This is a genomic window from Nocardia grenadensis (assembly GCF_050942415.1).
In the GTDB taxonomy this organism is placed as follows: Bacteria; Actinomycetota; Actinomycetes; order Mycobacteriales; family Mycobacteriaceae; genus Nocardia; species Nocardia grenadensis.
In genome coordinates this window covers 2,188,438-2,206,358 of the sequence record NZ_CP192054.1, presented here as the reverse complement: position 1 = coordinate 2,206,358, position 17,921 = coordinate 2,188,438, and the positions used below count along the sequence as shown (strand labels likewise).

The following is a 17,921-nucleotide window of genomic DNA, read 5'->3' as shown; positions in this document are numbered from 1 at the left end:
TCAGAGCTGACCGGTGGCTTCACGCCACGCCCGCTCCTTCTGGATCCAGATATTGTCCTGGGGAAACTCGTCGATGGTCGGGACCCGGCGGATCTCGGTCTTGAAACCCGCACCCGACATGGGCATCCGTTTGGCCCATTCCACGGCCTCTTCCTTGGATGCGACGTTCAGGATGTAGTAGCCGTTGAACAGCTCCTTGGTCTCCCCATATGGCCCGTCGGTCACCACCGGATCTACCGACGAGTAGTCGACGACGACCCCCTCGGCGGCATCTTCGAGCCCCTCCGCGGCGAGCAGCACCCCGGCCCGAATCAGTTCGTCGTTGAACTTGCCGACCGTATCCAGCATCTCGGTGAAGTCGACCTCGCCCATCGCGGCGAGTGCTTCGTCGGTGGCGCGCATGATCAGCATGTATTTCACGGTCCGGTTCTCCTTGTTCTCGGGGTCCCCCATGGACCCTTTCACCCATAGGTCGAGCGGGTGGCCGGCGAATCGACAACTCGCCGGATATTTTTTCGCCGAAAGTCGCGACTCGGTTCCGTTTCGTCGTCGAACCGGATCCGTTTCGTCGTCGAACGGGCTCGGCCGCGGTGGCCGGTGGCATACTTTTCGATCAGGACAAAGGAATCGAAGTGTGGCGTATGAGGGCGTCACCGGCGATCAGTTCTCGAGGTCCGGTGTGGCCCCTCCCATCCGAAGGGAGTTGTTATGACCACCGACCCCGCAGCACCGACGCCCGGAAGACCGGGGCCCACCGGGGCCCATGCGGCCTCGACCGCGGATAATTCCGCCAAACAGGCCGTCGCGACCGGCACCTCCATCGCTGCGGCGGCGCTGCTGCTCGTCGCCGGATTCATCACCCTGTTCCAGGGCATCTCGGCGGCCGCCAACGACGATGTGTTCGTCGCTGGGCCCAACTATGTCTACGAACTGGACCTGACCAGCTGGGGCTGGATCCACATCGTCTTCGGCATTCTGCTGATCCTGGCCGGCCTGGCACTGCTGACCGGGGCGCTGTGGGCGCGGATCGTGGCGATCGGCCTGGCCGCTCTGTCGATCATCGTGAACTTCCTGTGGATCCCCTGGTATCCGCTGTGGTCGATCCTGATCATCGCCATCGATATCGTGATCATCTGGGCCATCGCCACCTGGCGGCCCGAACGCGTCTGAACCGATCCCGCCCGGACCGGCGCCGCGGCGCCGGTCCGGGCGCCGAGCCGGCCGATACGACAGCGGTGCGAGGGTTATGTCAGCAGCACCCCGGCGATGGTGGCCGCCCGGCACCGGTCACCGCTCGCTACCCGCCCGGTCGGCGGTGAGGAAATCCGCCATTGCCGCCGCGACGGCCTCGGGCCGGTCCAGCATGGACAGCACATACGCGTCGGATATCTCGACCAGCCGGGCACGGGGGATCAGTTCGGCGAGGCGGCGGCCGTGCTCGCGGGGCATGACCTTGCCGGCCGATGACCAGAGGATCAGGGCGTCGCCGGTGAACCCGCACAGCGCCTCGGTGTTCGCGATCAGTTCGCGGGCGTGGAAACCGGACCGCGTATAGGCGAGCAGGTCCCGGCGGATGCGACGGTTCCGCAGGCCCGGCTCGGTCCAGCCGTGGACGAGTTCGTCCGGCAGTGGTTTCCGAGCCATCCAGCCGAAGAGGGGTGGCAGGCCGCGCAGCCGGCGGATCCGCAGCTGCCGCAGCGCGAGCACGACGCCACCGGGCAGACGGGTCGCGACTGTCGCCGTCTTGCCCGGTAGGCCGGGCGGGAAATTGTCGAACGCTTCGCAGGGCAGCACGATCAGCCGGCCGACCCGGTCGTCCAGGTGGTAGGCGGTGAGGAACAGGGCACCGCCCCAGTCGCTGTGCACCAGGACCGCATCGTCGAGGTCCAGTGCCGCCAGGAAATCGGCGACGAGCCGGTTCAGCCCGCGCAGGCTCAGGTCGGTCCCCGGTTCGAGCGGGATCGGGTGCGCGCCCAGCGGTAGATCGGGCCGGATGTACCGGAAACCGGATGGAAGCAGGTGGACCACCGGGTCCCACACCGTGTGGTTCATCAGCAGACCGTGCAGCAGCACCACCGGCGGCCCTTCGCCCTGCTCCACATAATGCATCCGACCTGCGGGAATCTGCACTGTCGGCATCCGCTGCCCCCTTTCGAGCGATCGCTCTAGAGTGATTGCTCTAGAGTGATTGCTCTAGTCTGGAACGGTGACCGAGAAGATGTCAACCAGCACCCGCGAGCGGTTGATCACCGCGACCGTCGAATTGCTGCGCACCCGCGGCTACAGCGGAACCGGCGTCAAACAGATCACCGTATCGGCGGAGGTGCCGATGGGATCGCTCTATCACCACTTCCCCGGCGGTAAGCCCGAACTGGCCGCCGTCGCGCTACGGGCGGCCGGCACCGCCTACGGCGAACTGATCCCGCTGCTGCTCACCCCCTACCCGGATCTGCGCGAGGCCTTGCCGGCGGCCTTCGCCGCGGCGGCCGAGCAGATCGAGCAGACCGGGTGGATCAATATGTGCCCGGTGGGTACGGTCGCCGGAGAGATCGCCGATGCCGAGCCCGCGCTACGCGAAGTACTCGCGGAGATCATCGGCGACTGGATCACCGGCGGAACCGCGTATTTCGCCGAGCGCGGACTACCGACGGATACCGCGCGCGAGCTGATCCTGGGTATCGTCACCGCCCTCGAAGGGGCTTTCGTCCTGAGCCGCACCCTGCGGTCCACCGAACCGCTGCTGGCCGCGGGACGCGCCATGAGCGCGCGCCTCGCGGAGCTCCTCGCCGCCGCGGAACGCACCGGAGCCGTCGACGCCGCGTCGGGGTAGCAGCCGGGCGCGCTGTTCTCCCGGTGGGCCAGGCGACGATCAAATCGGTGTTGTAAAAGCCGCCGCCGGCCACGGCCGGGGCGCCGAGACCGTACCCCTCGAGCAGGACGACCGTCACCAGCGGCACGGTCAGATGTCCACCGAGTACGAACAATGCCGTACGGCGGCCTGCCGTTCCGAATCGGGCCCGACACTGAAACCCGGTGTTTCGATGCCACCGGCAACCCGATTGGCGACCAGGATCTTCTTCGGCTGCGCGCTCATCGGTGTTCCTGCCTCCACTCCGGCCCGGCTCACACGCGGCCCGGACACGACGCTACGTCGCCGCCCGGCGGCGCCGGCGGTGCGGTACCCGCCCCGTCATCCCCGTTCGGACTGCCCGGACCCGACACCCTTCACCACGGCACGGTCCATGAATCCGAATAGGTAGCCCGCCACCCGCCGCATCTGGATCTCCTCGGCGCCCTCGGTGATGCGGTACCGGCGATGATGACGGTAGATGTGCTCGAACGGGGTATAGCGCGAATAGCCGAGTCCGCCGTGCACCTGCATGGCGCGGTCGGCGGCCTCACAGCACAGCCGGTTCGCCCAGTAGTTGCACATCGACACCTGCTCCGACACCGCGAACGTCCCGTAGGTGTCCATGGACCAGGCGGTCTTGTGCACCAGCGCGCGCAGCATCTCGCACTGGGTGTGCAATTCGACCAGCTGGAACTGGATGGCCTGATTCGATGACAGCGGTTTGCCGAACGGTTTGCGTTCGTTCGCGTAGGCCACCGCGCGATCCACGCAGTACTGGGCGGCACCGAGGCTGGAGGCGGCCTGCCGGATACGGTTCTCGTTGAAGAAATGCTGGACCACGGCCAGCCCGCGGCCCTCCGGCCCGAAGATCGCCGAATCCGGGACGCGCACATCGGTGAGCGAGACACGGGCGTGGTCGGTGGGCATATTGAAGGTCCACAGGTACTCTTCGACCCGGAACCCCGCGGTATCGGTGGGCACCAGGAATGCCGTGATCCCCCGGCCGTCGCCCGCGGCGCCGGAGGTGCGGGCGAAGATGAGGTCGGCGTCGGCGAGGTGCACACCGGTGTTCCAGGTCTTGGTGCCGTTGATGACCCAGTCGTCGCCGTCGCGGACGGCAGTCGTCTCCATATGGGTGGCGTCGGAGCCGTGTTCGGGTTCGGTGATACCGAAGGCGAAGAACCGGGTGCCGGCGGCCAGGCCGTCCACCCACTGCTCCTTCTGCTCCGTCGTGCCGTATTCGAGCATCAGCAGCAGGCCGACATTGTTCGCGACGATCGCGTGTTCGTTCTGTAGATCGCAGTGCAGGCCGAGGCCGCGGCGGGCCAGATGCTCCCGGATGACCGCCATGCCGAGATTGGTGCCGTCCCGGCCGCCGAACTCCTTCGGGAAGGCGTACCGGTAATGGCCGGCGGCGTCGGCCCGGCGGCGGGATTCGGCCAGCAGCGCCTCCCAGTCCTCGGTGGGCAGGCCGCCGCGCTCCCAATCGGTGCGGGCGTCCTCGCGGCGATGGTCGAAGAACCGGATGTTGTCGTCGGCCTGTTCGAGCGGCCGGATCTCGCGTTCGATGAACTCGTCGAGTTCGGGGAGATAGGCCGACAGGTCGGCGGGCAACTCGAAATCCACGCTTTCTCCTATGCTTTCACGCGGGGGCGGATCTGCATGAGCAGATCCCATTCGATTTCCGATACGCGACGCCCGCTGGCGGCCATGACGATGTCGCGGACGGTGCCATCGAGATGGGCGGCCGCCTGCTGGGCCAGCCCCACCCCCCAGTACAGCGTGCCCATGACCTTCCACCAGCGGTACCGGTCGAGATCGAAGGTCCCGCCCGCCTCCTCGTAGGCACCCACGAAGGTCTCGCGGTCGGCGAAACCGCCGAATTCCCGGGCGTCCGCCCGGAAGCGCCACATCCGCAGCGCGGGCCAGGCGACGTCTCGCAAGGGGTCGCCGAACCGTTGGGTGCCCTCCCAGTCCAGGACCGCGCGCAGTCCGTCGGCATCGATGATCAGATTGCCGTTGCGCATATCGGTGTGGACGAGCGCGGGCGCCGGCGGAGGTCCGGGCAGTCGCTTCTCCAGCCAGCGCAGGGCCAGCGAGAAGACGGGACGGTCGGCGAGTAGCGCACGGGCGGCGGCCTCGACCTCGGCCAGGTGTTCGGCGGCCGGGTCGGCGCCGGCGGCCGGTACCGAATCCGGCGCGGCGGCGGGGTCGATCCCGTGTAACCGGGCCATGGCCACGCCCCACTGGCGAGCGGTCCGCTCGGCGTTACCGGAGGCGGCGAGTGTTCGTAACACTTTGCGCGGCACGGTTTCTCCGTCGATATGTTCGGAGACGACGAACGGTTCGCCGACATAGCCCGCATCGGTGCAGACGGCGACCACCGCGGGTACCGGTACGCCGTGCGCGCGGGCCAGTTCGCGGACTCCGGCCTCGCCGTCGACCGGCATGAGTTCGACGGCGGGCGGCACGATGGTCGCCACCAGCCGCCGCGGCGTCTGCGCGACGGTGGCGGTGAAGGCGATATTGCGGCGGCGCGCGCCGGCTGAGAGGAACTGGAGATCGGTGATCCGGACCGGACCGCCGAGCGCGCCGGTCAGATAGTCGGTCAGTCCACCGACCGGATCGGCGCTCATTCACCCTCCCAGCTGTCATAGCCGGGTTTGGCGATCGCGAGGTCGGCGCGGACCACCTCCGTGAGTGCCTGCCACAGCACGTTGTCGTCGCCGACCGGGACCGCCGCGAGCAGTTCCCGTTCCCGGGCGGCCGCCGCGGGCCCGAGTTCGGCCTCGCGGCCGAGGATGCGGGCCAGGTTCGCCCCGACGCGTGCGCGATGCTGCAGGTCGGGCGGGAGCGCCGGCAGCAGCGTGTCCTCCAGCAGTTCGGCGAGTGATTCCAGCAGCTCGGCTGCCGTCGGGCGGTTCTGCACTACGGCTCCCCTCGGTCGGTTGCGGCTCGGCGGGACAGGGCCGGCGGCGCGGACGGCCGACAAGCGACCACGATCCGACCTCCTTGTCGTCGCTCCGGGCGAGCGGTGAGACAAACAGTAGAGGAAATTCTCATCGTCGCACCAGGAATCCGGCCCGTGCGCGTACGGCGCCGGGGACCGAGGTGCGTTCGCGCGCGACCTGTCCACTGCGTTGTCCGCCGGTCGCCGCGCGACCGACGAGCCGCCGCACACGAGGGCCTCGGCACCGAACACCGGCGCCGAGGCAAGAACCTCCGGTCCTGCACGGCGGGTCCGGAACTCACGCGGCCGCGGCCAGGACCGCCACGGGTTCCCCCTCTTCCACGACACGGCCGTCCCGCAGCAGTACGCAGTGATCGGCCTCGCGTGCCGCGGCCGGATCGTGCGTGGCGTGCACCACCGTGACTCCGGTGTCGGCGACCTCGCGGATCGCCGCGCCGATCGCCGCGCGCGCGGCGGCGTCCAGTCCGGTGCCGGGTTCGTCCAGCAGCAGGAGATCGGATTGCTGAGCCAGTGCGCGGGCGAGCAGTACGCGCTGGCGCTGCCCGCCGGACAGTGTGTCGAGAGGCCGACCGACGAGGTCGGTGATATCCATCCGGGCCAGGCAGTCCGCCACGATCGCCCGGTCCGCCCGGGTGATCCGACGCCACAGACCCCGATGCGCCCAGCGACCCATCGCGACCGTTTCACCGACCGTGATGGGCAGTGTCGCGGGGACCGCCTGCTGCTGGACGACCAGCGCCGGGCGGCACCCGCCGAGGCCGGCCACCGTACCGGAGGTCGGCGTGACGATCCCGCCGAGCACCCCGAGCAGGGTGGATTTTCCGGAGCCGTTGGGACCCATGAGCGCGGTGACCCGGCCGCCCGGCACTGCCGCGGTGATCTCGCGCAATACCGGGTTCCCCTGGTAACCCGCGGACAACCCGGTGATCTCGATACCCGCCGTGCGCATTCTGTGACTCCCGCCAACAACTTGTAATGACAATCGTTATCAGTTTAATCTCTTTTCTCATGGATTGGCTGATCGCCCCGTTCGAAGTCACCTTCGTACAGCGAGCTCTGTGGGGCGGACTGCTGGTCTCCGGCCTGTGCGCGCTCGCCGGCACCTGGGTCGTGGTGCGCGGCATGGCATTTCTCGGTGAGGCCATGGCGCACGGCATGCTGCCCGGGGTCGCCGTCGCCGCCCTGCTCGGCGGCAACCTGCTGCTGGGTGCGGTAGTGAGCGCCTCCGCGATGGCGGCCGGGGTCTCGGTACTGAGCCGCAACCGGCGGTTGTCCACCGATACCGGCATCGGGCTGCTGTTCGTGGGGATGCTCGCGATCGGGGTGATCCTGATATCGCGTTCCCGATCCTTCGCGGTGGACCTGACCGGATTCCTCTTCGGCGATGTGCTCGCGACCCGTCCCCGCGATCTGCTGCTCCTACTGATCGCCCTGGGTGTGGCCCTGGTGCTCACGGCGCTCGGGCACCGGGCCTTCCTCGCCCTCGCGTTCGATCCGCGCACCGCGCACACCCTCGGATTGCACCCGCGCCGGGCGCAGATCGCCCTGCTCGCCCTGCTGACCCTGGCGATCGCCGCGTCGTTCCATGTCGTGGGAACCCTGCTGGTCTTCGGACTACTGGTCGCGCCGCCCGCGGCCGCCACCTACTGCACCCACCGGATTCCGCGGATCATGCTGCTGGCGGCTGTTTTCGGTGCCTTCGCGACTGTCGGGGGCCTGGTCATCTCCTGGCACGCGGGTACCGCGGCGGGGGCAACCATCGCCGCGACGGCGGTGGCGATCTTCTTCGCCGCCGCGGCCGGGGCCCGCTTGCGGGCCGCGCTGCGCAGTAGGTCACGCGGTGGGCCGGGTACCGGCCGCGCCGCCGGCCTGTTCCGGGGCGCGCGGAAGCGGGCCGGCCGGGCGGTCGGGGTGACCTCCGCCGCGCTGCTGCTCGTTCCCGTCGCGGCCTGCGGTGGTGAAACCGGCGAGCCGCCGGTCGAACCGGTACCCCACGGCTATGTCGCGGGTGCGGAGGAGAGCGCGAGCGCGCAACCGCGACTGGTCCTCGCCGACCGGTCCGCGGGCGCGGTGCGCATCCTCGACCTCGTCACCGAGGAGGTCCTCACCCAGGAAGCGGTGCCGGGTCTGGCGCATATCGCCGATGACGGCCGCTACGCCTACCTGGCGACAGACGAGGAGACCACGGTCCTCGACAGCGGCAGCTGGGTCGTCGATCACGGCGACCATGTGCACTACTACCGTGCCGAACCGCGCCGGGTCGGCACGCGGCCGGGATCCGTCCGGTCCGCGCACAGCGATACCGCCGTCGCCGCGGCGGTGCTGGACAACCGGACGACCGCACTCGCGGACCGATCGGCACTCGACGAGGGCACGCTCACCCCCGGCCCGGTGCTCGACGGGCCCGCCCTCCCCTACGGTGGTCATCTCCTCATGGCGGACGCCGGCCGAATCCAGGTGCGCGACCGGGAGAACGCGCCGGTGCAGACGCTGGAGTCGCGGTGCGATCGGCCGGGCGGCCAGACGGTGACCCGCCGCGGTGCCGTGTTCTCCTGCGCCGACGGTGCACTGGTGGTCACCGAGCGCGACGACCGGTTCACCGCGGAGAAGATGCCGTACCCGGCCGGGACCACCGGCAGTGCCGAGCGGTTCTTCCACCGGCGCGGCAGCGATGTTCTGGTGGCCGTGCGGGATTCGCGGGTGCTGGTGCTCGATATCGCCCATCGCACCTGGCGGCCGATCGGCCCCGGACCTGTCGTCGCGGCGACCACGGCGGGCGCGGGCACCGATGTCCTGACCCTGGACGCCGCTGGGGTCCTGCGCTCCTACGATCCGGAGACCGGGGCCGAGACCGGACACCGGGCGCTCCCGTCGGGGGCCGTGGACCCCGCGACACCACCGGTGCTGCTGGTCGACGCGGACCGCGCCTACGTCAACGATCCGGCCGGCCGCCGGATCCACGAGATCGACTACGCCGACGGACTGCGGATCGCCCGCACCTTCGATCTCGACATCACTCCCGACCTGATGGTGGAGACCGGACGATGAACACCGCACTCCGACTCTGTGTCGCGCTGCTCGTCGCGCTACTGCCCGTCGCCGGATGTGGCGTCACCAACTCCGGTGGCGGCGGAATCGTCGTCACCACCGATATTCTCGGCGATATCACCCGGACGGTGGTCGGGAACGCGGCGGCGGTCACGGTACTGATGCCGCCGAATTCCGACCCGCACTCCTTCGCCCTCTCGGCACAGGAGGCCGCCGTCCTCGACGAGGCGGACCTCATCGTCGAGAACGGCCTGGGCCTGGAAGAGGGGTTGGCTCGTCATGTGACGGCGGCCGCGGACGCGGGGGTCGCGACCCTGCCGGTGGGCGGCGAGATCGACCCGCTCCCCTATCGCGGCGGGGCCGCCGCGGGACAAGCAGATCCGCACTTCTGGACCGACCCGCAGCGGGTGCGTCGCGCGGTCGAGGTGATCCGCGACCGGGTGATCGACACCGTTCCCGGGATCGACACCGAGACCGTGCGCGCCAACGCCGACCGCTACCTCGCCGAACTCGACCGGTTGCAGCAGTGGATGGCGGATCGATTCGCCGGAATCCCGCCCGAGCGCCGCAAACTGGTCACCAATCACCACGTATTCGGTTATCTCGCCGCCCGATTCGACTTCGAGGTGGTGGGCGCCGTCATCCCCGGCGGGACCACCCTCGCCTCACCGAGCGCCGCCGATCTCGCGGACCTGGCCACAGCCGTGCGCACCACCGGCGTACCGGCGATCTTCGTCGATTCCACCCGGCCGGACCGACTGGCCCGGGCCCTCGCCGAACAGGCGGGTGTGCAGGTACGCATTGTCGGTCTGCACTCGGAATCACTGACCGCGCCCGGTGCCGGCGCGTCCACCTACCTGGAAATGATGCGCGCCAACACGACCGCGATGGTCGAGGGTCTGGGTTCCGCGTAACCGGGAACGCTGCGATATCCCGCAGCCAGCAGAAAAGAATGAGGGAGCGTTATGCACATTCGGACCGGCCCGATTCGGGCCGCGGCCCTGACCGGCCTGCTCACCGCGGTCGTCGCCGCGAGCGGCTGTGGTACCGGCACCACCGAGGAGGAGACGGCGATCGCCGCTCCGCTGGCCGTCACCTACGACGGTGGTATCCATCTCCTGGACGGCAACACCCTGGTGCGCGGCGGCGAAGTCGAACTCGCGGGCTTCAACCGGGTCAATCCGGCGGGCGACGACCGGCACATCATCGTGTCGACCTCCGCGGGCTTCCGCGTACTCGACGCCGTGGGCGGACAGTTCACCGATATCGAGTTCCCGGGGCCGAAACCGGGGCACGTCGTACGGCACGCCGGTCGCACGGTCCTGTTCTCCGACGGGACCGGCACCGTGACCTCGTTCGACCCGGCCGAACTGGCCGCGGGCGCACCGCAGACCACCGAATACCGAGCCGCGGAGGCGCATCACGGGGTGGCGGTGGAACTGGAGAGCGGCGAACTGGCCGTCACGCTCGGGACCGAGGAGGAGCGGGTCGGCCTGGCGATCCTGGACGCCGATCGTAAGGAGATCACCCGTAGCGAGCAGTGCCCGGGAGTGCACGGCGAGGCCACCGCGGCCGGCGATACGCTGGTCGTCGGCTGCCAGAACGGGGCCCTGGTCTACCGCAACGGCAAACTCACCAAGGTCACCAGCCCGGACTCCTACGGGCGGATCGGCAACCAGGCCGGTAGCGACAAGTCGCCGATCGTGCTCGGTGACTACAAGAAGGACGAGCACGCGGAACTGGAACGTCCCGAACAGATCTCGCTGATCGATACCGAGTCCGGCACCATCCGCCTGGTCGATATCGGCACCAGCTACACCTTCCGGTCGCTGGCCCGCGGGCCCCAGGGCGAGGCGCTCGTCCTCGGCACCGACGGCGGGCTGCGGGTGATCGACCCGGTGACGGGCAAGACCGTACGGACGATCGATGTCGTCGACCCGTGGCAGGAACCCATCGACTGGCAGCAGCCGCGCCCGGCGGTGTTCGTCCGCGACGGTATCGCCTATGTGAGCGATACGGCGACCAGGCAGATCCACCGGATCGATCTGGCCTCCGGCACGGTGACCGCCTCGGTGACCCTGGCGGAGATCCCCAACGAGATCAGCGGCGTCGTCACCTCCTGATCGGGGCACGGAGGTCCGCCCGGCACGGCGTGAGGGGCCGGGCGGGCCTCCCCTGCCGTGGGTCGCCGCGAGCACCGGTCGGCTCGTGGTCGCCGCCTCGGTGGACTCCGAGTCGTTCGGCGGTATCGCACTTCATGTGGCGATCACCGAGCGTGACGGCGAGACCTACGATCCGCCGATCACCGGTCTCAGCACCGAGACAACCGTCGTTCTCGCCGAGGTGTACCGGCCGGGCACTCGGATACCGGGTGCCGAACTCACTGCGTCATGGTGCCCAGCACCGCGGCCGTGGCGTCGGCGACCGCGGCATCGGCGCCCGCCGCCATCGGGTAACCGGTGGTGGAACGGCTGAAGACGACCAGCACCAGCGAGGTGCCGGCGGGGCTCCACACCACACCGGCGTCGTTGGCCGTGCCGTAGGCGCCGCTACCGGTTCTGTCCGCCGCTACCCAGCCGACCGGAAGGCCCGCGCGCAGGCGCTGGCGTGAGGTGACACTCGACCGCATCCAGCTGGTGAGCATGCGGCGATACTCGGTGCTCAGGCCGTCGCCGAGGACCAGCTTGCGGTAGCCGGCGGCGAGTGCGGACGCGGTACCGGTGTCGCGGGGATCGCCGGCGCGCGCCTCGTTGAGTTCCGGCTCCCACCGATCCAGCCGGGTCTGCGAGTCGTTGACCGTACGCGCGAATTCGGTGACGGCGCGCGGGCCACCGAGCCGGCGCAGCAGCAGATTCGCCGCCGTGTTGTCGCTGCGCACCAGCGCGGCCCGGCTCAGCTCGTAATAGCTCATGAGCTCGCCGACGTGATCACTGACGACCGGCGAGCTCATGACGATGTCCTGCCGGGTTATCGCCACCTTGTCGTTGAGATCCAGTTCCTTGCGCTCGGCGAGCCGCAGAATCGCGGCCACCGCGTACACCTTGAAGGTGGAGCACAGCGCGAACCGATCGTCGGCGTTCCACTCGAAGGTCCGCCCGCCCCGGGTATCGACCGCCGCGATCCCGAAGAGAACATTGTATTTCGCCTGCAGCGCCATCAACGTATCGCTCAGGTCCACGGTCTTCTGCTCGACCGTGGTGGGCGCGGCCGGTGTGCCGGTATCGGCGCCCCCGCAGGCGACGGCGGACAGCGCGACCGCGGTCAGGGCGAGGGCCAGTGATCGCCGACTCGACAGGATGCGGTGTGCGGATCGGTTCGGTTTCACCCCCGCAGCAGACACCGGCCGACCGACGGCCGCCAATATCCGACACTCCCGCATACCAGTCGCGTTTGATATAGACGCAGGTAGGATCGGGTTTCAAGGCTCGAAACGGCCCGGGAATACGCAGTTCGGAAGCGGTTCTCCGAGGCGCTGGTTCAATATCGCTATGGACCTGATCCGACACCTCGGCTACTTCGTCGCGATCGCCGACGAGGGCCATTTCGGGCGGGCCGCCACCGTACTCGATATGACGCAGCCGCCGCTCTCCCAAGGCTTGCGGCGGCTGGAGAACCGGCTGGGCGTCGAGCTGGTGCACCGTACCCGGCAGGGGGCGGTACTCACGGCGGCCGGCCGGCAGCTGCTGCCCCGGGCCCGGCTGCTGGTCGACGACGCGGAAAGGCTGCTCGCCGAAGCGCAGCGGATAGCCCGCACCCGCGGCACGGTGCACTGGGGCGCCGCCTCCGCGCTGCCCGACCGGATCGTCACCGCCTGCGTCACCGCGCTGCGGACCGGGAACACCTCCGGCGAAGCGGTTTCCACCGATACGGGTACGACGGTGGATCTGGTGGCTGCCGTCCGGTCCGGGCTGTGCGATCTGGCGGTGATCGAACACCCGGCGCTGGTGGACGGCGTGGAGGCCCGGTCCGTGGTGAAACTTCCGCGCTGGATCGTCGTACCGGCCGACCATCGCAGCGCGGCCACCGAGCGTCCCACCTTCCCCATGCTGGCCGATCTGACCCACGCCGCGTATCCGCGGGCCGCGAATCCCCCGGCCTCCGATACCGTCCGCGACCTCTTACGCGAACGCGGGCTGGACGCCCAGACGGTCACCGTCCACGATGACCGTGCGGTGCTCGCCGCGGTCGCCGCGGGGGCGAGTTTCGGGCTGACCACCACACCGCCCTCCGATATCCCGGGAGTCTGCTGGCTGCGGATGGCCCCGCAGGCGGTGGCGTTGCGCTGCCGGGTGATCCACCGGGCCGGCGCCGAGGACCAGGCGAACGCGGTCGACCGGGTGCTCTACCGGGAGCGCCTGCGATGACCACGGCCGAGCGGATCCGGGCGGTGTTCGCCGACGCCGGCTGCACCGGACGGCTGCACGCCCGCCGCTGCGACGGCAGCGACGCGGAGGTCTCCATCGGCGGGACCGAACGCGTGGTCACCGCCTCCGTGTACAAGCTCCCGCTGCTGCTCGCGTATTGCCGCGCCGTGGACGCCGGTCGCCTGGACCCGCTGGCGCGGCTCACACTCGTTCCGGGGGAATGCACCCCCGGACCCACCGGGATCTCCGCCCTGCACGATCCGGTCACCATGAGCCGGCGCGATCTGGCGACCTCCATGATGACCGTCTCCGACAATGCGGCCGCGGATCTGCTGCTCGGCGAGATCGGGCTGGCCGCAGTACACGAGTTGGTGGAGTCGCTGGGACTGGACCTGACCCGGCTGGTCGGTGGTACCGCCGATATCCAGCGCAGCCTGGTACGCGATACCGACACCCACGGTACGGCCGAGGCGTTCGCCGCCCTGGCCGACAACGACGAGGCATGGACGGTCTCCGCTTACGATCCCGCGTACACGAGCGCGACAACCCCGGAGGAGATGACCCGGCTGCTCGCCGCGCTCTGGCGCGGGGAGGTGCTGTCCGGAGAGCAAACGGATTTCGCCCGCGCGGTCATGCGTCGCCAGGTCTGGCCGCACCGGATCGCGGCCGGATTCCCGCATCGCGGAGTGTCGGTGGCCGGGAAGACGGGCACGATCGGCATCATCCGCAACGAAGTGGCCGTGGTGGAATTCCCGGGCGAACACCCGGTCGCGGTGGCCGTTTTCACCCGGGCCGCCCGCGCCGACCCCGCGCTCCCGGCCGTGGATGCGGCGATCGCCGAGGCCGCGCGGATCGCGGTAACCGAATTGCGCCGGGCACTACCCACCGAGTGAAACGCGCGGCGGATAACCCGCGTGTCATTCCCTGGTGATCAGTAGGTCCGCCCGATAGTCCCCATCGGGGACCGGCCCGCTCGCCGACGGCGACGGCCGGAGCGCGACCAGTGCGATCCGGTATCGGCCCACGGTCGCCCCGGTCGCGAATCGCTGATTCGTATGGAGTTCGTGACGGGATCGCTGTGCGCCGACAGTCACTTCGGTGACCACCGTCGCGTCGCCTTCCCATACACACGCGGTCCCGGTCGGGCACCGGCCGTCGGCGGACACCTCGTCGAACGACACCGTCATCCGGTCGTCGTCCAGCCGGATCGTTTCGCCCGGTGCCAGCGTGAATTCGGTACCGAGTTGCGGGGAAACCGGCGGCGGCTCGGCCGCCGCATCGCATCCCGCCGCGGCCGCCAGCACTCCGACCACGACCGCCCATCGACCGATTCGTCCGGCGCGCATGGCAGACGATTATCGCATATCGCCGCGGTGGCGCGGCCCGGACGGTGGCGCGTCCGGGCCGCAACCGCGCGAACCTGCTCTCGAGCATCGACCCGCAGTCCACGGGCAGTGTCACGTCCGGTGCGATTGCGGGCTTCGTCGGGGGACAGGTACAGACCGCCGCCCAGCGTATGACCGTTCAGCGGGAGGCGGTCGACGTTCACCGCGCACCTTTCCGGCCGCCGGGACGCTGCGCCGTAGCGACGGCCCGGTCCGGTCGAAGCGCTCCCACGGCGATCACGCCGGATTCGCGGGCACCCACGGTCGTGGATCGTCCTCCCCGGCCCCGCGGTAGCCGGCGCCGTTGTGGATGTGCAGGATCATATCGGCGCCGTCGATCGAGGCGCGGTCGAGCGGGAAGTAGCCGTGCTCCGGAGCGTGATCGTCGCGGGTGCGGGCGGTGGGTATCTCGGTGGGGGCGATCAGGCCCCGGTCCGGGATACGGGTCTGCAGGAAACCTTCGTAGGTATCGGGTGCGGGTTCGAGCAGACCGAAGGTGTCGTCGCGGCCCAGGCTGCCGAGGATCAGGGCATAATCCGAGCCCACCAGGGAGTGCACGACGGCACCGGCGCTGTGCCAGTCGAGTTCCATGGGTCCCATGGTCATATGGCTCGGATTTCGTTGCAGATGCGCGTTTTGGGCGAATACCAGCGTCGGGCCCCGACCGGTCTCGAAGCGGCGGATAGCGAGGAGGTTCTGCGCCATCAGCGCGTCGCGGGCGGCACACATACGGGTCCAGCGGGCAGTCTGTTCGACGCGCCGGGCCGCCAGCCTGTGGTACCGCAGCAGGCCGAGTCCGGCGGTGAGATGCGTTTCGGCCCGGAACCATTCGGCACGTGAGCTCTTCTCCATCAGCTCCGGCGCCCGCAGATAGAGTTCGGTGAGCATATCGTCGGCGTGCACACGGAGGGCATCGGCCGCCGCGGTCGCGCCGATCGACTCCGCCGGGTCCATGACCGCCTCCGTACGGTCCCATCGTTCGTCCGGGCCGAGCAGGCCGGCCAGATCGAGGTCGAGGTCCAGGTAGTCGCGGGCGTATTCGAGGTAGCGGCGCGGGCTGAACGCGCTCATCGTCTCCGCGGAGATATCGAAGCCGTGGAACGACAGTTGTTCGGCGGCGGATCGCCCCTCGTTGTATTCCCGCATCCGGGTGACCAGCTGCCGGTTGGCGGCGAGACCGCCGAACCCGTGCGAGAAACCCTCCTGCATCACCATATCGAGGGAGCCCACGCCCTGCTGGACATAGTCGTTCACCGCGAGGGCGGCCACCCGGTCGGTTTCCAGGGCGATCGAGCGGTAGCCGCGGCCGGCCAGTTCGGCGAACAGCTCGTTGCGGGTCCAGGCGAAGGCGGGTTCGAGATGGGTCGGTTCACCGAATGCCAGCAGCTCAGGGGAGGTGGGAAGCAAGATGTCGAGATCGAAGTTCATTTCTTCGATCGTATCTTTGAAGGCTCGGTTGATACCTACTCCGAATCTACCGCTCGATCGGGCGATAAAGTTTCAAACCGATGATCACCCTGCGACCGGCCGACCTCGCGCGCGAGCACGGACTCTCGACCCAGGCGGTCCGCAATTACGAACGCGACGGCTACCTCCCGGCCGCCGAACGCACGGCGAGCGGCTACCGGATCTACACCGAGGTCCACGCGGCCGCCCTGCGCACCTTCCTCGCCCTGGTCGCGGCTTACGGTCATGCGCTCGCCGGCCGGATCATGACCGAACTCCACACCGGCAACCTGGACAACGCCCTGAAACTCATCGACCGCGGCCACCAGCAGTTGCTCCAGGACCGCGAAACCCTGGACACGGTCCAGCGGGCCATCGCGCACCTGACCACAGGCCACGACCCCGCCCCCGGATGTTCCCGCGCGCCCTCCGACCGAACCGTGGGCGAACTGGCCCACCACCTCCATATCACCCCGGCCACACTGCGTGCATGGGAAGCCGTGGGCATCCTCACCCCCGGGCGCGACCCGGGCACCGGCTACCGGATCTACCGCGCGCCCGACATCCGCGACGCGGAACTGACCCACCTGCTCCGGCGCGGAGGCTACGGGCTGGACCGAATCGCCATCGTGGTCGAACAGATCCGGACGGCCGGCGGCACCGACGCCTTGACGACCGCGCTCGCCGCCTGGCAGCGCCGGCTCACCGACCAGGGGCTGGCCATGCTGCGGGCAGCGGGTCGGCTCGGAGACTATTTGCACCACCTCGCGCGTGCAGAGCGGGAGCGGCCGGAGTGACCCCGGCGCGTTCCGGTGAAGCGTGTGGTGTGCGCGCAGGGTCCACACCTGGCTCGCCTGCGCCCGGCGCACCCTCGACACTCGGCGCAATCGGAAGCCGACGCCGCGGCGGCGGGGTCAGAAGCCGCGTAAGCGGTCGGGCACCACGCGAAGGGGCACCGAGTAGTCGGCGCGGAACTGATCACCGGTCATGGACAGACCGGCCAGCCCCGACTCGTACTTACCGAGATAGGCCGCGATCTCATGCGCAGCGACGGGGGGCTCGATCTGGGCCGCGCCGCCGAAGACCACCACTTCTCCCCCGCTCTCGGTGCTGTTGAAGTGCAGCGCCACCCGCGGGTTACGGGCAATATTGCGAAGCTTGGGACGGCTGGGCTGGCTGAAGATGAGGAAGCTGCGCCCGTCCCAGCGGAACCACACCGGGCTGGGCTGCGGGGTGCCGGTCGGTCCCACGGTGGTGAGCCAGACAATCTGCTCACGGTCCAGCCGCTCGGCCACACGGGCACCGAAATCCGTTGCAGGATCGATCAATGCGTGCGCGCGCGGTGTCGTCATGAGCGGCCTCCGGAGGCTGGGCGGGCGGGATGCGCCCGGAACAACATCCGGGCCCACGCGAGGATTCCCGCCCGAGAACGCGGTTGCCCTGCGTTCCGGTAAGTATCCGGTAACTATTTTTATAGGTCACTTTTCCATTAAAACTGGACTCGTCCGGCTTGGCTCGTGCAAAACTTCAGCAACTCGTCCTTCCCACCGAAAGAAGCCTCGATGAAAACCCTGTCCATCCTGGGCACTGCTGCCCTTGCTGCCGGCTCGTTCGGCCTGATGGCAGCCGCTCCGGCCGACGCAGTGCCGGCCGGATGCCACGCCTCCTACGACCCCTGCGTGCCCATCACCAGTGATGTCGACTGCGAGGGTGGCAGTGGTAACGGGCCCGTGTACACCGGGCGAGTGCGGGTGATCGGACCCGACGAGTACGACCTGGACCGCGACGGCAACGGAATCGGCTGCGAGAGCAGCTGAACTTCGGAGACCGGGAAACCGATGACAGGCGGACCGCAT

At 69.2% G+C, this 17,921-nt stretch carries 20 protein-coding genes; 9 read left to right on the top strand and 11 right to left on the bottom strand.

All coding sequences use genetic code 11. The features are described 5' to 3' along the window. Nucleotides 1–420 carry a YciI family protein gene (locus tag ACQPYS_RS10035; RefSeq protein ID WP_063036309.1) on the bottom strand — a complete coding sequence of 140 codons (420 nt, stop codon included), beginning with the start codon at nucleotides 418–420 and terminating at the stop codon, nucleotides 1–3. A gap of 288 nt (nucleotides 421–708) precedes the next feature. On the opposite strand from ACQPYS_RS10035, the gene ACQPYS_RS10030 reads away from it, so the two are divergent. Next, nucleotides 709–1,170 carry a DUF7144 family membrane protein gene (locus tag ACQPYS_RS10030; protein WP_433492375.1) on the top strand — a complete coding sequence of 154 codons (462 nt, stop codon included), beginning with the start codon at nucleotides 709–711 and terminating at the stop codon, nucleotides 1,168–1,170. 117 nt (nucleotides 1,171–1,287) lie between these two features. Here ACQPYS_RS10030 and ACQPYS_RS10025 read toward each other — a convergent pair whose 3' ends face one another. Further along, the gene (locus tag ACQPYS_RS10025) at nucleotides 1,288–2,139 is read right to left on the bottom strand and encodes an alpha/beta fold hydrolase (RefSeq protein WP_433492374.1); all 852 of its coding nucleotides are present in this window, start codon (nucleotides 2,137–2,139) and stop codon (nucleotides 1,288–1,290) included. Nucleotides 2,140–2,206: 67 nt separating this feature from the next. Between ACQPYS_RS10025 and ACQPYS_RS10020 the strand changes: the two genes are divergently transcribed. Continuing rightward, entirely contained in the window at nucleotides 2,207–2,830 is a 624-nt protein-coding gene (locus ACQPYS_RS10020; RefSeq protein WP_433492373.1) for a TetR/AcrR family transcriptional regulator, read from the top strand. Between the two features lie 129 nt (nucleotides 2,831–2,959). On the opposite strand, the gene ACQPYS_RS10015 is transcribed toward ACQPYS_RS10020, so the two are convergent. The 5 genes from ACQPYS_RS10015 to aztA form a co-directional block, all read right to left on the bottom strand. Then, nucleotides 2,960–3,094 (bottom strand): hypothetical protein, encoded by a 135-nt coding sequence (locus ACQPYS_RS10015; protein WP_373861406.1) that lies wholly within the window; start codon nucleotides 3,092–3,094, stop codon nucleotides 2,960–2,962. A 96-nt stretch (nucleotides 3,095–3,190) separates the two neighbouring features. Beyond that, nucleotides 3,191–4,477: an acyl-CoA dehydrogenase family protein gene (locus ACQPYS_RS10010; protein WP_433492372.1), complete on the bottom strand. Its 1,287-nt coding sequence runs from the start codon at nucleotides 4,475–4,477 to the stop codon at nucleotides 3,191–3,193. Nucleotides 4,478–4,485: 8 nt separating this feature from the next. Further along, nucleotides 4,486–5,487, bottom strand: a complete 1,002-nt coding sequence (locus tag ACQPYS_RS10005) for a phosphotransferase family protein (RefSeq protein WP_433492371.1) — start codon at nucleotides 5,485–5,487, stop codon at nucleotides 4,486–4,488. Next, nucleotides 5,484–5,780: a DUF6285 domain-containing protein gene (locus tag ACQPYS_RS10000; protein ID WP_433492370.1), complete on the bottom strand. Its 297-nt coding sequence runs from the start codon at nucleotides 5,778–5,780 to the stop codon at nucleotides 5,484–5,486. The genes ACQPYS_RS10005 and ACQPYS_RS10000 overlap by 4 nt, the downstream gene beginning before the upstream one ends. A gap of 319 nt (nucleotides 5,781–6,099) precedes the next feature. Next, nucleotides 6,100–6,771: a zinc ABC transporter ATP-binding protein AztA gene (aztA, locus tag ACQPYS_RS09995; RefSeq protein WP_433492369.1), complete on the bottom strand. Its 672-nt coding sequence runs from the start codon at nucleotides 6,769–6,771 to the stop codon at nucleotides 6,100–6,102. Nucleotides 6,772–6,830: 59 nt separating this feature from the next. On the opposite strand from aztA, the gene aztB reads away from it, so the two are divergent. Genes aztB through aztD form a run of 3 tightly spaced genes read left to right on the top strand, consistent with a single transcriptional unit; the run spans nucleotide 6,831 to nucleotide 10,993 of the window. Then, nucleotides 6,831–8,870: a zinc ABC transporter permease AztB gene (gene aztB, locus ACQPYS_RS09990; RefSeq protein ID WP_433492368.1), complete on the top strand. Its 2,040-nt coding sequence runs from the start codon at nucleotides 6,831–6,833 to the stop codon at nucleotides 8,868–8,870. Continuing rightward, entirely contained in the window at nucleotides 8,867–9,784 is a 918-nt protein-coding gene (gene aztC / locus ACQPYS_RS09985; RefSeq protein ID WP_431941248.1) for a zinc ABC transporter substrate-binding protein AztC, read from the top strand. The genes aztB and aztC overlap by 4 nt, the downstream gene beginning before the upstream one ends. A gap of 51 nt (nucleotides 9,785–9,835) precedes the next feature. Next, nucleotides 9,836–10,993 (top strand): zinc metallochaperone AztD, encoded by a 1,158-nt coding sequence (aztD, locus tag ACQPYS_RS09980; protein ID WP_433492367.1) that lies wholly within the window; start codon nucleotides 9,836–9,838, stop codon nucleotides 10,991–10,993. 257 nt (nucleotides 10,994–11,250) lie between these two features. Here aztD and bla read toward each other — a convergent pair whose 3' ends face one another. Next, nucleotides 11,251–12,195 (bottom strand): class A beta-lactamase, encoded by a 945-nt coding sequence (gene bla, locus ACQPYS_RS09975; RefSeq protein WP_433492366.1) that lies wholly within the window; start codon nucleotides 12,193–12,195, stop codon nucleotides 11,251–11,253. A gap of 163 nt (nucleotides 12,196–12,358) precedes the next feature. On the opposite strand from bla, the gene ACQPYS_RS09970 reads away from it, so the two are divergent. Both ACQPYS_RS09970 and ACQPYS_RS09965 read left to right on the top strand, forming a co-directional pair. Continuing rightward, the gene (locus tag ACQPYS_RS09970; protein ID WP_063035960.1) at nucleotides 12,359–13,234 is read left to right on the top strand and encodes a LysR family transcriptional regulator; all 876 of its coding nucleotides are present in this window, start codon (nucleotides 12,359–12,361) and stop codon (nucleotides 13,232–13,234) included. After that, nucleotides 13,231–14,127 carry a serine hydrolase gene (locus tag ACQPYS_RS09965; RefSeq protein ID WP_063035959.1) on the top strand — a complete coding sequence of 299 codons (897 nt, stop codon included), beginning with the start codon at nucleotides 13,231–13,233 and terminating at the stop codon, nucleotides 14,125–14,127. Before ACQPYS_RS09970 ends, ACQPYS_RS09965 begins: the two co-directional genes overlap by 4 nt. 24 nt (nucleotides 14,128–14,151) lie before the next feature. Here the strand turns inward: ACQPYS_RS09965 and ACQPYS_RS09960 are convergent, their stop codons facing one another. Beyond that, nucleotides 14,152–14,580, bottom strand: a complete 429-nt coding sequence (locus tag ACQPYS_RS09960) for a hypothetical protein (protein ID WP_433492365.1) — start codon at nucleotides 14,578–14,580, stop codon at nucleotides 14,152–14,154. Nucleotides 14,581–14,856: 276 nt separating this feature from the next. Beyond that, the gene (locus ACQPYS_RS09955; RefSeq protein ID WP_433492364.1) at nucleotides 14,857–16,047 is read right to left on the bottom strand and encodes an erythromycin esterase family protein; all 1,191 of its coding nucleotides are present in this window, start codon (nucleotides 16,045–16,047) and stop codon (nucleotides 14,857–14,859) included. Nucleotides 16,048–16,127: 80 nt separating this feature from the next. Here ACQPYS_RS09955 and ACQPYS_RS09950 point away from each other — a divergent pair, with 80 nt between their 5' ends. Further along, nucleotides 16,128–16,862, top strand: coding sequence for a TioE family transcriptional regulator (locus tag ACQPYS_RS09950; RefSeq protein WP_433492363.1), 735 nt, complete (start codon nucleotides 16,128–16,130; stop codon nucleotides 16,860–16,862). A 117-nt stretch (nucleotides 16,863–16,979) separates the two neighbouring features. Here ACQPYS_RS09950 and ACQPYS_RS09945 read toward each other — a convergent pair whose 3' ends face one another. After that, a complete protein-coding gene (locus tag ACQPYS_RS09945; RefSeq protein WP_433492362.1) occupies nucleotides 16,980–17,417 on the bottom strand; it encodes a TIGR03667 family PPOX class F420-dependent oxidoreductase in 438 nt (145 codons plus the stop codon). 210 nt (nucleotides 17,418–17,627) lie between these two features. Between ACQPYS_RS09945 and ACQPYS_RS09940 the strand changes: the two genes are divergently transcribed. Beyond that, complete coding sequence (locus tag ACQPYS_RS09940) at nucleotides 17,628–17,882, top strand: hypothetical protein (RefSeq protein ID WP_063035954.1); 255 nt, start codon at nucleotides 17,628–17,630, stop codon at nucleotides 17,880–17,882. Nucleotides 17,883–17,921: the final 39 nt, after the last annotated feature.

What these genes read in the sequence shown, in the direction of transcription:
- ACQPYS_RS10030 (WP_433492375.1), top strand. Translation starts at nt 709, where the DNA reads ATGACCACCGACCCCGCAGCACCGACGCCCGGAAGACCGGGGCCCACC.
- ACQPYS_RS10025 (WP_433492374.1), bottom strand. Translation starts at nt 2,139, where the DNA reads ATGCCGACAGTGCAGATTCCCGCAGGTCGGATGCATTATGTGGAGCAG.
- ACQPYS_RS10015 (WP_373861406.1), bottom strand. Translation starts at nt 3,094, where the DNA reads ATGAGCGCGCAGCCGAAGAAGATCCTGGTCGCCAATCGGGTTGCCGGT.
- ACQPYS_RS10005 (WP_433492371.1), bottom strand. Translation starts at nt 5,487, where the DNA reads ATGAGCGCCGATCCGGTCGGTGGACTGACCGACTATCTGACCGGCGCG.
- aztA (WP_433492369.1), bottom strand. Translation starts at nt 6,771, where the DNA reads ATGCGCACGGCGGGTATCGAGATCACCGGGTTGTCCGCGGGTTACCAG.
- aztB (WP_433492368.1), top strand. Translation starts at nt 6,831, where the DNA reads ATGGATTGGCTGATCGCCCCGTTCGAAGTCACCTTCGTACAGCGAGCT.
- aztC (WP_431941248.1), top strand. Translation starts at nt 8,867, where the DNA reads ATGAACACCGCACTCCGACTCTGTGTCGCGCTGCTCGTCGCGCTACTG.
- aztD (WP_433492367.1), top strand. Translation starts at nt 9,836, where the DNA reads ATGCACATTCGGACCGGCCCGATTCGGGCCGCGGCCCTGACCGGCCTG.
- ACQPYS_RS09970 (WP_063035960.1), top strand. Translation starts at nt 12,359, where the DNA reads ATGGACCTGATCCGACACCTCGGCTACTTCGTCGCGATCGCCGACGAG.
- ACQPYS_RS09965 (WP_063035959.1), top strand. Translation starts at nt 13,231, where the DNA reads ATGACCACGGCCGAGCGGATCCGGGCGGTGTTCGCCGACGCCGGCTGC.
- ACQPYS_RS09960 (WP_433492365.1), bottom strand. Translation starts at nt 14,580, where the DNA reads ATGCGCGCCGGACGAATCGGTCGATGGGCGGTCGTGGTCGGAGTGCTG.
- ACQPYS_RS09955 (WP_433492364.1), bottom strand. Translation starts at nt 16,047, where the DNA reads ATGAACTTCGATCTCGACATCTTGCTTCCCACCTCCCCTGAGCTGCTG.
- ACQPYS_RS09950 (WP_433492363.1), top strand. Translation starts at nt 16,128, where the DNA reads ATGATCACCCTGCGACCGGCCGACCTCGCGCGCGAGCACGGACTCTCG.
- ACQPYS_RS09945 (WP_433492362.1), bottom strand. Translation starts at nt 17,417, where the DNA reads ATGACGACACCGCGCGCGCACGCATTGATCGATCCTGCAACGGATTTC.
- ACQPYS_RS09940 (WP_063035954.1), top strand. Translation starts at nt 17,628, where the DNA reads ATGAAAACCCTGTCCATCCTGGGCACTGCTGCCCTTGCTGCCGGCTCG.